The sequence below is a fragment of the Rhodococcus sp. 14-1411-2a genome, from assembly GCF_002259485.1.
Taxonomy (GTDB): domain Bacteria; phylum Actinomycetota; class Actinomycetes; order Mycobacteriales; family Mycobacteriaceae; genus Rhodococcoides.
Genome location: NZ_NPGA01000020.1, coordinates 683,278 through 695,833, shown reverse-complemented (window position 1 = coordinate 695,833; position 12,556 = coordinate 683,278). Strand labels below are relative to the sequence as shown.

General features: G+C 66.3%; 10 protein-coding genes. 8 read left to right on the top strand and 2 right to left on the bottom strand.

All coding sequences use genetic code 11. From position 1 onward, the window contains the following. The first annotated feature begins 49 nt into the window (after nt 1-49). Genes CH291_RS24230 through CH291_RS24220 form a run of 3 tightly spaced genes read left to right on the top strand, consistent with a single transcriptional unit; the run spans nt 50 to nt 2,308 of the window. Nucleotides 50-1,057 carry a thiamine-phosphate kinase gene (locus tag CH291_RS24230; protein ID WP_094688808.1) on the top strand — a complete coding sequence of 336 codons (1,008 nt, stop codon included), beginning with the start codon at nt 50-52 and terminating at the stop codon, nt 1,055-1,057. A 37-nt stretch (nt 1,058-1,094) separates the two neighbouring features. Beyond that, nucleotides 1,095-1,619 (top strand): gamma carbonic anhydrase family protein, encoded by a 525-nt coding sequence (locus CH291_RS24225; protein ID WP_094642234.1) that lies wholly within the window; start codon nt 1,095-1,097, stop codon nt 1,617-1,619. Continuing rightward, complete coding sequence (locus CH291_RS24220; RefSeq protein ID WP_094642232.1) at nt 1,616-2,308, top strand: uracil-DNA glycosylase; 693 nt, start codon at nt 1,616-1,618, stop codon at nt 2,306-2,308. The genes CH291_RS24225 and CH291_RS24220 overlap by 4 nt, the downstream gene beginning before the upstream one ends. A 5-nt stretch (nt 2,309-2,313) precedes the next feature. Here CH291_RS24220 and CH291_RS24215 read toward each other — a convergent pair whose 3' ends face one another. Both CH291_RS24215 and rpmB read right to left on the bottom strand, forming a co-directional pair. Further along, nucleotides 2,314-3,108 carry an enoyl-CoA hydratase/isomerase family protein gene (locus CH291_RS24215; RefSeq protein WP_082898647.1) on the bottom strand — a complete coding sequence of 265 codons (795 nt, stop codon included), beginning with the start codon at nt 3,106-3,108 and terminating at the stop codon, nt 2,314-2,316. A 218-nt stretch (nt 3,109-3,326) separates the two neighbouring features. After that, nucleotides 3,327-3,518 carry a 50S ribosomal protein L28 gene (rpmB, locus tag CH291_RS24210; protein WP_008717389.1) on the bottom strand — a complete coding sequence of 64 codons (192 nt, stop codon included), beginning with the start codon at nt 3,516-3,518 and terminating at the stop codon, nt 3,327-3,329. Between the two features lie 276 nt (nt 3,519-3,794). Between rpmB and CH291_RS24205 the strand changes: the two genes are divergently transcribed. From CH291_RS24205 to coaD, 5 genes are all read left to right on the top strand, one after another. After that, nucleotides 3,795-5,474, top strand: coding sequence for a DAK2 domain-containing protein (locus tag CH291_RS24205; RefSeq protein WP_094688807.1), 1,680 nt, complete (start codon nt 3,795-3,797; stop codon nt 5,472-5,474). A 13-nt stretch (nt 5,475-5,487) separates the two neighbouring features. Further along, the gene (gene recG, locus CH291_RS24200; RefSeq protein WP_094688806.1) at nt 5,488-7,764 is read left to right on the top strand and encodes an ATP-dependent DNA helicase RecG; all 2,277 of its coding nucleotides are present in this window, start codon (nt 5,488-5,490) and stop codon (nt 7,762-7,764) included. Nucleotides 7,765-8,021: 257 nt separating this feature from the next. Then, the gene (locus CH291_RS24195) at nt 8,022-11,438 is read left to right on the top strand and encodes a pyruvate carboxylase (RefSeq protein WP_094688805.1); all 3,417 of its coding nucleotides are present in this window, start codon (nt 8,022-8,024) and stop codon (nt 11,436-11,438) included. After that, nucleotides 11,435-11,989 (top strand): 16S rRNA (guanine(966)-N(2))-methyltransferase RsmD, encoded by a 555-nt coding sequence (gene rsmD, locus CH291_RS24190; protein ID WP_094688804.1) that lies wholly within the window; start codon nt 11,435-11,437, stop codon nt 11,987-11,989. The genes CH291_RS24195 and rsmD overlap by 4 nt, the downstream gene beginning before the upstream one ends. Nucleotides 11,990-12,025: 36 nt before the next feature. After that, entirely contained in the window at nt 12,026-12,514 is a 489-nt protein-coding gene (gene coaD / locus CH291_RS24185; protein ID WP_094642224.1) for a pantetheine-phosphate adenylyltransferase, read from the top strand. Nucleotides 12,515-12,556 lie beyond the last annotated feature (42 nt).

Below are 12,556 nucleotides of genomic sequence, written 5' to 3'. Positions count from 1 at the left end.
GCGCTCCGCGTGAGACCGTCGCGCACGCACCGCGTTCTCAGGGAGGAACATCATCGACGACACCGTCACCGACTCGTCCACCGGCAGCGAGCGCACCGTCGCGCAGGTCGGTGAATTCGACGTGATCGCCCGCGCCGTGGCAGACCGTGTGCAGCCACCGTCGACCATCGTCGGGCCGGGTGACGACGCAGCCGTCGTCGCCGCGTCCGACGGTCGGATCGCGGCGTCGACCGATATGTTGGTGCACGGCAGGCACTTTCGGCTCGACTGGTCGAGTCCGATACAGATCGGGCGCAAGTCGATCGCGCAGAACGGCGCGGACATCGCCGCAATGGGCGCGCAGTGCTCGGGTTTTCTCGTCTCTCTCGGATGCCCGGCCGACACGCCGGTGAGCGTGACCGACGGCCTCAACGAGGGCATGTGGCTCGAGGCGGTCGCTGCTGGATCGGCCATCGTCGGCGGCGATATGGTGCAGTCGCCGGAGCTGGTGATCTCGATCACCGCGCTCGGCGACCTTCAGGGCCGGGCCCCGGTTCTTCGATCGGGGGCGCGTGCCGGTGACGTGATCGCGTACGCGGGACGGCTCGGCTGGTCGGCGGCCGGACTCGCCCTCCTGCTCGGCGACAGGGACAGAACCGGCCACGACGCCGTGGTGGACGCGCACCGAGTGCCCGTCCCTCCGTATCGCGCCGGGATCGACGCGGCAGAGGCGGGAGCGACCTCTCTCACCGACGTCTCCGACGGCCTGTTGGCCGATCTCGGTCACATCGCCGACGCGTCGGGCGTTCTGCTGGACGTCGACCCCGACCTGCTGGACATCCCGGTCGAAGTGCGTTCGGCCGCAACACTGATGGGTCACGATCCGCTGGATTGGGTGCTCACCGGAGGCGAGGATCACGCTCTCGTCGGCACCTTCCCCGATACCGCAGGCGTTCCCCGGGGATGGACGGTGATCGGCCGTGTCCAGCACGGCGGTGACGGACAGAGCCCGCGAGTGACGGTCGGCGGACGCCCCCATTCGGGTAGATCGGGATGGTCGAGTTTCGAGGGCGAGTGAACGCGGTCGGGTTCATCGGGTCGGCTAAGTTGCAGAGATGGCTATCTACGCACTCGGTGATCGCGAACCCGACATCCACCCCGACGCCTACGTCCATCCCGACGCCGTCGTCATCGGAGCGGTGACTCTGGCGGCCGGATCGTCGGTGTGGCCCACTGCCGTTCTGCGGGCCGATTACGGCACCATTTCGATCGGCGAGGGCACCAACGTGCAGGACGGGACCGTGGTGCACTGCACCCCGATCGACGCAACGGTCATCGGTTCCGGGTGCGTACTGGGCCACAACGCGCACGTCGAGGGTGCGACCATCGGGAACAACTGCCTCATCGCCTCGGGCTCGGTGGTACTGAACGGCTCGAAGATCGGTGCCGGTTCGATCGTGGGAGCAGGCGCAGTGGTGCCGTTCAAGTTCGTCGTTCCCGAACGCTCCATGGCGCTGGGGGTTCCGGCGAAAATTCGCGAGGGGTACGAGGTTCCCGAAGGGCATGTCGACATCAACGTGCAGATGTACTCGGCCAACGCCGCGTACTACCGCGACGCGCTGCGCCGGATCGATCGGTGACGCCGCGTCCGCTCGCCGAGAGCGTCGAATCGGGGTGGGCGGCCGCCCTTGCACCGGTCGAGTCGAATGTTGCTGCCATGGGCGACTTCCTACGGGCAGAACTCGCCGCAGGCCGTCATTACCTCCCCGCCGGCGAGAACGTACTGCGCGCTTTCCGCCACCCCTTCGATGGAGTTCGCGTCCTCATCGTCGGTCAGGATCCGTATCCGACGCCGGGACACGCAGTGGGGCTGAGCTTTTCCGTTGCCCCGGATGTGCGACCCGTACCGCGCAGTCTGAGCAACATCTTCAAGGAGTACTCGGACGATCTGGGGTTGCCCACGCCCAGCAACGGTGATCTGACACCCTGGGCGGACCGCGGGGTGATGCTGCTCAACAGGGTGCTCACCGTAGAGCCGGGTCAGGCTGCGTCGCACCGGAAGAAGGGGTGGGAAGCGGTGACCGAGCAAGCAATTCGTGCACTCGTCGCCCGGGCCGAGAATCCCGACGCGCCCGGACTGGTCGCCGTTCTGTGGGGACGTGACGCGGCGAGCCTGAAGCCGATGCTCGGATCGGTGCCCTACATCGAATCCGCGCACCCGTCTCCGCTGTCCGCGTCACGCGGATTCTTCGGATCCAAGCCTTTCAGCCGTGTCAACGAATTGTTGGTCGAGGGGGGAGACGAACCGATCGACTGGACGCTGCCGTGATCGAATCAGGAGAAGTCGGGCCGACGCTTCTCGACGAACGCGTCGACGCCTTCACGTCCGGCAGGTGACGACGCGGCTGCGGAAATCGAGGCGGCTTCGGCGTCCAACTGCTGTGTCAGCGTGACCGATTCGGCGGCCCGCAGCAGAGTCTTGATTCCCTGATACGCCGACGTCGGCCCGACGGCAAGGGTTCGCGCCAGGCGCTCGGCCTCGCTGTCGACGATGTCGTCGCCCACCAGGCGGCTGAGAATCCCGAGACGAACTGCCTCCTCGCCGTTGATGATCGAGTCGTTGAGAAGGATGTCCATAGCGCGGCCCGAACCGACGATTCGGGGGAGTGTCCACGACATGCCACCGTCCGGAGTGAAACCGATCGAGGGATACGCGGGGCGAAGCTTGGTCGACGGCCCGCCGATGGCGATGTCGGTGAGGCAGACCAGGCTCATTCCTGCACCGGCAGCCCAACCGTGCACACCGGCCACGACCGGGACGCTGACGGCGGCCAATTCACGAACGAAGGCGTGGAACGTGTCGGCGACAGAACCGACGAAGGCGCCCCGATCGGCCGCACCAGCGAAATCGCGAACATTGCCACCTGCGCAGAAATTCGGCCCTCGACCGATGAGCAGGACGCTTCCGATCGCGGTGCTGCCGTCGTTGACGGAGCTCAGAGCCGCGGTGCCGTCGGCGATACCCTCCAGGTCGAGCGACGCACCGCCGGCGTCGGTGGCGACGACGATGCGCAGTACACCGTCCTCGATGCGGACCTTGCTGGAAATGTCGGCGTCCGAATAAGTCACGTTCCGGACTCTAACCGACGTCGTGATTCCGCCGTGGGGCCGCGGTGCCTCGGTACGGATCCGCGATCCCGCTTCCGGCACTTACCGGCTGTGTAACAGAACGGAACGGAACGGGCCGGAAGCACGAACGACTGTGCCCCGCCTCCGAAAATCGGGGGCGGGGTACAGTGCTCGCACGCAGTCGAGGCCGTGGAGGAAATCGAAGAGCGAGGCCGAAATCAGCCCCGGACCACCTTGCCTGCCTTCAAGCAGGAGGTGCACACGTTCATGCGCTTGGAGTTACCAGGCGCAACCTGAGCGTGAACGGTCTGGATATTCGGGTTCCAACGACGGTTGGTCCGTCGGTGCGAGTGCGAGACCGACTTACCGAAGCCGGGCCCCTTGGCGCATACGTCGCAGACGGCAGCCATAGTCGCGAACTCCTTGATAGATGTTGATCGATACATGTGGTCGAAGACATCGAAACGAACTACGAGCAGATGCAAGGATTGCAATGCGTGAAGATCGCCTCGAGGCAACCCTGCAAGAATAGCGGCGCGGCCCGCAATCACCAAACCGCCACGGCAGACGCTGCGTGAGGGCTCACGGACGGCGCGCCACCGATCATGCCCGACTAAGCTTCGGGCACTGTCCGCGAGGGAGTTCGGACCAGGTAGCGGATGTGACGCGGGGGGAGGCTGCTCGACGTGGTCGACGTTCTCGAATCGATCGATGCGGCGGCCCTACGACGGTGGGCCTACCGCTGTGTCGATTCCTTGACCGCGCGGTGCGACGAGATCGATGCACTCAACGTGTTCCCCATTCCCGACTCGGACACCGGCACCAATCTCATGTTCACCTTCCGTGCCGCGGTGGAGTCGATGCGCGCAGCCGGGCCCACTGCGGACGCCCGCGCCATCGGGCGGGCACTGGCCGTGGGGGCGGTCGCGGGCGCGCGGGGCAACTCGGGAGTGATCGTGTCGCAGCTGTTGCGCGCCGTTGCCGAGGCCTCAGCAGACGGCCCGCTCGACGCGGTGTCGATCCAGGCGATGCTGCGACGCGCGAAAGTCCTGGTCGCAGCAGCAGTGAGCGTTCCCGTCGAGGGCACGATGCTCACGGTTCTGGACGCCGCCGATCGGGAGGCCTCCGCCCACGACGCCAACGTCGGCCTCTCGACGCTGGTGGTCGACATCGCCGAGGCCACCGCTCGGGCTGTCGACAGCACGACGGACCAACTCGCCGAACTCCGCGAGGCGGGAGTGGTGGACGCAGGCGCTCTCGGTCTCTCGGTGATCATCGATGCCCTCGTGGAGGTGGTGATCGGCCGCACCCCGCCGCGCCGGCGTTACCGTCGCCCACACGAGCACGAACGCCGGGCGGTGACCGGTGCGTCGAACGTTTCGTCGGAGTGCGGCGGTGCACCCGAGAGTGTGTCGGGGTACCGGTCGAGTCGCCCTCTCGGGTACGAGGTGGTCTACGTCGTGCACGGCCCGAACGACGCGAGGGCGGCGAAACTTCGACGCGATCTGGCCGACATCGGAGACTCCGTCGTGGTCGCCGGAGACGGTTCCGGGGCATGGTCCGCCCATGTTCACACCACCGACCCCGGCAGTGCCGTCGATCTCGGCATCGCAGCCGGAGACGTTCGCGGAGTGCGTATCTCGTGTTTCGGATTCTCCGAGTTCGACGCAGCGGTGAGCCCCCGGGCGCACGACGAAGCAGCGTTGTCGGTGGGTCGCGATATTTTGGCGCTGGTGGCCGGTGAGGGTGCCGCGGATCTCTACGTTCAGGAAGGCGCGACGGTGGTGCGGTGCGACGAGGCGATCGACTCCTCGGTGCTGCATCGTGCGATCGTCGGGATGAAGCACCGCGAGGTGTTGGTGTTGCCGAACGGCGCGTTGTCCGCGCAGGAACTGGTTGCCGTCGGCGCAGCTGCCCGAGCGGACGGCAAAGACGTGGTGATGTTGCCGTGCTCGGCCATGGTGCAGGGTTTGGCCGCGCTCGCGGTGCACGATGCGGCGAGGGCTGCGGTCGACGATGCATTCACGATGTCCGAGGCGGCGGCGGGCACGAGATGGGGATCTCTGCGTATCGCGCGGGAGCGATCGCTGACGTGGGTCGGCACGTGTGAGCCGGGCGACTGCATCGGGCTCGCGGGGCAGGAAGTGGTGATCGTCGCCGCTCGTCCGCTCGATGCGGGGTGTCGGTTGATCGATCAGCTCCTGGCGACGGGCGGGGAGATGGTGACAGTGCTCGTCGGTGCCGAGGCCTCGGAGGATTTCGGCGATCAGTTGGCCGAGTACGTGGCGGGCGCACACCCCGGGGTCGACGTGGTGGTCTATACAGGTGGGCAGCCGGGGGATCTCGTGCAATTCGGAGTGGAATAGGGAATCTCGGACAATGGCAACGTTGGTGGACCGGCTCGATCACGTCCTCGGAGCCGCGGCGGCGACGCCGCTGGCCGACGTCTTCGGTATTCACACCGTCGAGGATCTGCTTCGGCACTATCCGCACCGCTACATGACGCACGGTTCGGAGCTGGGGGAGAAGGAGCCGCCCGAGGGCGAGCACATCACCATCGTCGCGACGGTCGAGTCCGCGACGCTGCGGTCGATGAAGAACCGCAACGGCCAGTTCCTCGCGGTGACACTCGCCGCCGACGGACAGCGCATCGAAGCCACCTTCTTCAGTCCGCACAAGCTCAAGCATGTGGTGGTGCCGGGGCGACGCGGGATGTTCTCCGGCAAGGTCAAGTACTTCGGCAAGCGGTGGAATCTCACGCACCCCAGCTACGTGATTCTCGGTGGCGACGACAACGACGGTGCCGTCGTGCCCGCAGGTCGAATCGTCGGCGGCGGCACCCTGGCCGGACTCGCTCGTGGCTCGGTCGATTCCTCCGGAGCCGTCGACATGTCGGTGTTCGATCGAGCATTCGTGCCCATCTACCCGGCCGCGAAGGACGTCGAGAGCTGGACGTTCATGCGCTGCGTGCGGCAGGTGCTCGACCAACTCGACGCAGTGGTCGATCCGCTGCCCGAGTCGGTACGTGCGCAGCGCGGTCTCGTCGACATCGACACCGCACTGCGGTCGATCCATTTCCCGGACACCGCACAGGACAAGGACTCCGCGCGCGAGCGGCTCAAGTTCGACGAGGCGCTCGCCGTTCAACTCGTCCTCGCCGACCGCCGACGCGACGCATCCACCCGGGTGGCAGCGCGATGCCCACCTATCACCGACGGTATCGCGGCGGAGTTCGATCGGCGTCTTCCGTTCGAGTTGACGGCCGGTCAGCACCAGGTCGCGGCCGAGATCGCCCACGATCTGTCGGCACCGCATCCGATGTCGCGGCTGCTGCAGGGTGAGGTCGGCTCGGGTAAGACGATCGTCGCGTTGCGGGCGATGCTGCAGGTCATCGACGCCGGACACCAGTGCGCGTTGCTGGCACCGACGGAGGTGCTCGCCTCCCAACATGCGCGTTCGATTCGCTCAATGCTCGGAAGCCTCGCAGCCGGTGGGGAACTCGGATCGCACGAGCTGGCGACCAAGGTCGCCTTGTTGACCGGCTCGATGTCCACTGCGGCCAAGCGGTCCGCGTTGCTCGATGCGGTCACCGGTGACGCAGGCATCGTGATCGGTACCCACGCCCTGATCGAGGACCGAGTGGAGTTCCTCGATCTCGCGATGGTCGTCGTCGACGAGCAGCACAGGTTCGGTGTCGAGCAACGAGATGCGTTGCGCGCGAAAGCTCGCGACAACACCAGTCCGCACTTGCTGGTGATGACCGCCACCCCCATCCCGCGCACCATCGCGATGTCGACCCTCGGCGACCTCGAGACGTCGGTGCTCACCGAACTGCCCCGCGGCAGATCGCCCATCGTCAGCAACGTGGTGCCCGCCAGGAGCAAACCGGGCTGGGTCGATCGAGCGTGGCAGCGTATTCACGAGGAAGTGGCAGCAGGTCGGCAGGCGTACGTGGTGTGCTCCCGCATCGGTGACGACGAGGACACCGAGACCGGGAAGAAGAGCGCTGCGAAGAAGAAGAGCGCGAGCGCGGAGGACGGCCCCGAGACGACCGCTGCGGTGGACCTGTACGAGACCCTCTCCTCCGGGCCGATGCACGATCTGCGCGTGGGGCTGCTGCACGGACGATTGTCGGGGGACGACAAGGACATCACCATGTCCGAGTTCAACTCCGGCGAGATCGACGTCCTGGTCTGCACCACGGTGGTCGAAGTGGGAGTGGACGTTCCCAACGCGACGGTCATGGTCATCGTGGACGCGGATCGATTCGGCGTGAGCCAACTGCATCAGTTGCGAGGCCGAATCGGCCGAGGCGGGCACCAGGGCCTGTGCATCATGATCAGCTATCTCAGCCCCGCGGGCGGCTCCTTCGCCCGGCTCGAGGCGGTGGCAGCGACCAACGACGGCTTCGAGTTGGCCAAGCTGGATCTGGCCACTCGTCGCGAGGGCGACGTTCTCGGTGCCGCACAGTCGGGCACGGTCAGCGGGTTGCGACTGCTCTCGTTCATCGACGACGAGGACATCATCGCCGACGCGCAGGACTGCGCACGATCGCTGTTCGCGCGGGACCCGTCGCTGGCGAACGATCCCGGCATCGCGTCGATGATGCGGTCGGCCTGGAGATCGGATCGAGTCGACTACCTGCAGAAGTCCTGACGGGGCAGGAGTGGAGCCTGCAGGAACGACAGGGGAAGGCAGGAGTGGAGCCTGCAGGAACGACAGGGGAAGGCAGGAGTGGAGCCTGCAGGAACGACAGGGGAAGGCAGGAGTGGCGCCTGCAGGAACGACCGGGAACGATCGGGAACGGCCGTCGGGACGCACTGCACCGTTTCAGAGGGCCGATTCGACCAATTCGTCTCGAATGGTGAGATCAGTACACCTCGGTGGCTCACTCTGCCGGGTAAGTTGAGCCAATGTTCTCCAAAGTTTTGGTTGCCAACCGCGGTGAAATCGCTATCCGCGCCTTCCGCGCCTCCTACGAACTCGGTGCCTCGACCGTTGCGGTGTTCCCGTTCGAGGACCGGAACTCGGTGCACCGGACGAAGGCCGACGAGGCGTATCAGATCGGGGAGAAGGGTCATCCCGTTCGCGCGTATCTCTCGGTCGACGAGATCGTGGCCGCTGCCAAGCGCAGCGGTGCGGACGCGGTGTACCCCGGATACGGATTCCTTTCCGAGAACCCGGATCTGGCCGCCGCGTGCGCCGAGGCGGGCATCACCTTCGTCGGCCCGTCGGCCGACGTGCTCGAACTGACCGGCAACAAGGCGCGGGCCATCGCGGCAGCCAAGGCGGCGGGACTTCCTGTGCTGGCGTCGTCGGAACCGTCGTCCGACGTGGACGAGCTCGTCGCGGCGTCCGAGACCATGACGTTTCCGTTGTTCGTCAAGGCGGTCGCCGGTGGCGGCGGTCGCGGCATGCGTCGGGTGGCCGAGCCCGAGCAGCTGCGCGAATCCATCGAAGCTGCTGCGCGCGAAGCGGAATCGGCCTTCGGTGATCCGACGGTGTTCCTCGAACAGGCCGTGATCGATCCTCGGCACATCGAGGTTCAGATCCTCGCCGACGGCCAGGGCAACGTGGTGCACCTGTTCGAGCGCGACTGCAGTGTGCAGCGTCGGCATCAGAAGGTCATCGAGCTCGCTCCGGCTCCCAATCTGCCCGAAGGATTGCGAGAGAAGATCTGCGCCGATGCCGTGGCGTTCGCGAAGCAGATCGAGTACTCGTGTGCCGGTACCGTCGAGTTCCTGCTCGACACCCGCGGCAATCACGTCTTCATCGAGATGAACCCTCGAATCCAGGTGGAGCACACCGTCACCGAAGAGGTGACCGATGTGGATCTGGTGCAGTCCCAGCTGCGGATCGCCTCGGGGGAGACGCTCGCGGATCTGGGTCTGCAGCAGGAGAACATCGTGTTGCGCGGTGCGGCGCTGCAGTGCCGCATCACCACCGAGGATCCGGCGAACGGATTCCGTCCGGACGTCGGGCGCATCACTGCATACCGCACGCCGGGCGGTGCCGGAGTGCGTCTCGACGGCGGAACCACGTTGGGTGCCGAGGTCGGGGCCTACTTCGACTCCATGCTCGTCAAGCTCACCTGCCGTGGCCGTGATTTCGACACCGCTGTGGCTCGTGCCCGACGAGCGTTGGCGGAGTTCAGGATTCGCGGTGTGGCCACGAACATTCCGTTCCTGCAAGCGGTTCTGGTCGATCCCGACTTCACGGCCGGTCGCGTCACCACCTCGTTCATCGAGGAGCGCCCCGAACTGCTCACCTCGCGATCCTCGGGCGACCGTGGCACGAAGATCCTCGCCTACCTCGCCGATGTGACGGTCAACAAGCCGCACGGCGAGCGTCCGTCTCCGGTGTACCCGCACGACAAGCTCCCCCCGGTCGACTTCTCGGCACCGATTCCCGACGGTTCGAGGCAGCGTCTGCTGGCGCTCGGACCCGAGGGCTTCGCTCGCGATCTGCGGAACCAGAAGGCTCTCGGCGTCACCGACACCACGTTCCGTGACGCACATCAGTCGTTGTTGGCGACGCGAGTGCGGACGAGCGGACTGCTCGGCGTCGCCCCGTACGTGGCGCGCACGACGCCGCAGTTGCTCTCGATCGAGGCGTGGGGCGGTGCCACCTACGACGTGGCACTGCGATTCCTGCACGAGGATCCGTGGGAGCGACTGGCGAGCCTGCGAGAGGCCGTGCCCAACATCGCAATTCAGATGTTGCTGCGCGGCAGGAACACCGTCGGCTACACCCCGTATCCGGAGAAGGTGACCCGCAGCTTCGTTGCCGAGGCCACCGACACCGGCATCGACATCTTCCGAATCTTCGACGCGCTCAACAATGTCGATCAGATGCGTCCGGCCATCGATGCCGTGCGCGAGACCGGCACGGCGCTCGCCGAGGTGGCACTGAGCTACACCGGTGATCTGTCGAACCCGAACGAGAACCTCTACACCCTCGACTACTACCTGAAGTTGGCCGAGCAGATCGTCGACGCGGGCGCGCACGTGCTCGCGATCAAGGACATGGCAGGACTGCTTCGCGCACCCGCAGCCAAGACCCTGGTGACGGCGCTGCGCTCGAATTTCGATCTACCCGTCCACGTCCACACGCACGACACCCCCGGTGGGCAGCTCGCGACGTACCTGGCGGCCTGGGAGGCCGGGGCGGACGCCGTCGACGGTGCCAGTGCGGCGATGGCAGGCACCACCAGCCAGCCCGCGTTGTCTGCGATCGTCGCGGCGGCGGCACACACCGAGCGCGACACCGGTCTGAATCTGCAGGCCGTCTGCGACCTGGAGCCGTACTGGGAAGCCGTGCGAAAGGTGTACGCGCCGTTCGAGTCCGGGCTGCCGGCACCGACGGGTCGCGTCTACACCCACGAGATTCCAGGTGGACAGCTCTCGAATCTACGGCAGCAGGCGATTTCGCTCGGGCTCGGTGATCGGTTCGAGACCGTCGAGGCCAATTACGCTGCAGCCGACCGCATGTTGGGCCGCCTGACCAAGGTGACCCCGAGTTCGAAGGTCGTCGGCGACCTGGCTCTGGCTCTGGTCGGTGCAGGTGCGTCCGCCGAGGAGTTCGCCGAGAACCCCGGTCGTTACGACATCCCCGATTCGGTGATCGGCTTCCTGCGCGGCGATCTGGGTACGCCTGCGGGCGGATGGCCGGAACCGTTGCGGACGAAGGCGCTGGAGGGGCGCGGCGAAGGCAAGCCGGTGACACCACTCACCGAGGAGGACGAGAAGAGCCTCGACGGAACGTCGGCTCAGCGCCGCGAGACTCTCAACCGTCTGCTGTTCCCCGGTCCCACAGCCGAACTCGCTGCTCATCGCGAGAAGTACGGCGATACGACGCGGCTGTCGGCCAATCAGTTCTTCTACGGCCTGCGGCAGGGCGAGGAGCATCGGGTGGCACTGGAGAAGGGCGTCGAACTGCTCATCGGGCTCGAGGCTATCTCCGACCCCGACGAGCGCGGGATGCGTACCGTGATGTGCATTCTCAACGGACAGTTGCGTCCTGTCTCGGTGCGTGACCGGTCCATCTCGAGTGAGGCACCCACTGTCGAGAAGGCGGACCGTTCCAATTCCGGTCATATTCCGGCACCGTTCGCCGGTGTCGTGACGCTCTCTGTCGAAGAGGGACTGAAGATCTCGGCCGGTGACACCGTCGCCACGATCGAGGCCATGAAGATGGAGGCCGCGATCACTGCACCTCGCGGCGGCACCGTGACCCGTCTGGCGATCTCGGGCGTGCAGCAGGTGGAGGGCGGCGATCTGCTCGTCGTCATCGGTGGGGGGTCGACGGGCGAAGAGGCCGGCAGCGAATGACGCGGATCGTGGCGGGTGTGGCGGGCGGTCGACGTTTGTCGGTACCCGGCCAGGGCACCCGCCCCACCTCCGAGCGAGTGCGCGAGGCGCTGTTCAGCTCCCTGGAGAGTCGGATGGAACTGGGTGGTGCCGCGGTGCTGGATCTGTTCGCGGGATCGGGGGCACTGGGGCTCGAAGCACTCTCGCGCGGCGCGTCGTCGGCGCTGTTGGTCGAGTCGGACGCCCGAGCGGCAGCGGTGGTGCGAAAGAACATCGAATCCGTGGGTCTGCCCGGTGCGTCGGTCCGGTGTGCCCCGGTGGCCTCGGTACTGGCCGGGGCCGCGGACGCGGCGTACGACCTGGTGTTGGCCGACCCGCCGTATGCCGTCACCGACACCGCCGTCGCCGGTCTGCTGGACAGGCTTGTCACCGGGGGGTGGCTCACCCCCGACGCGGTCGTCGTCCTCGAGCGCTCGTCGCGGTCGCCGGAGACCCGATGGCCGACCGGACTCGTTCCGGAGAAGTCGAAGAAGTACGGCGAGAGTCGAATCGAGATTGCGGCACGCGCGTGACGGGTGAGCCCGGGATCGGCTGATAGGTTCGCGGGCATGACTGGCGCACTCTGCCCTGGATCCTTCGACCCGGTGACCAACGGTCACCTCGACATCTTCGAGCGCGCAGCCGCCGCCTTCGACGAGGTGGTGGTCACGGTGATGGTGAACAAGAGCAAGAAGGGCATGTTCAGCATCGACGAGCGGATCGAGATGCTCGAGGTCGCCACGGAGCATCTGCCCAACGTCAGAATCGGTTCTTGGTACGGCTTGTTGGTCGATTATGCTCGGCAAGAAGGCTTTTCGGCGATCGTCAAAGGTCTGCGCAGTGCCAACGACTTCGATTACGAGTTGCAGATGGCGCAGATGAACAGAACGTTGACCGGTGTGGACACGCTGTTTCTTCCGGCGAATCCTGCGCACAGCTTCCTGTCGAGTTCGTTGATCAAGGAGGTCGCGACCTTCGGGGGAGACGTCACCGGCATGCTGCCGCCGTTCGTTCAGGACCGACTGCTGGCCCGTATCGCCGAGCGGGCGGCAGACTAGTTCGAGGAGCGACACACCGGGCCGGTATAGCGCAGACGCGCG

Coding starts and splice junctions, on each gene's coding strand:
- CH291_RS24225 (WP_094642234.1), top strand. CDS start 1,095: ATGGCTATCTACGCACTCGGTGATCGCGAACCCGACATCCACCCCGAC.
- rpmB (WP_008717389.1), bottom strand. CDS start 3,518: ATGGCTGCCGTCTGCGACGTATGCGCCAAGGGGCCCGGCTTCGGTAAG.
- recG (WP_094688806.1), top strand. CDS start 5,488: ATGGCAACGTTGGTGGACCGGCTCGATCACGTCCTCGGAGCCGCGGCG.
- CH291_RS24195 (WP_094688805.1), top strand. CDS start 8,022: ATGTTCTCCAAAGTTTTGGTTGCCAACCGCGGTGAAATCGCTATCCGC.
- rsmD (WP_094688804.1), top strand. CDS start 11,435: ATGACGCGGATCGTGGCGGGTGTGGCGGGCGGTCGACGTTTGTCGGTA.
- coaD (WP_094642224.1), top strand. CDS start 12,026: ATGACTGGCGCACTCTGCCCTGGATCCTTCGACCCGGTGACCAACGGT.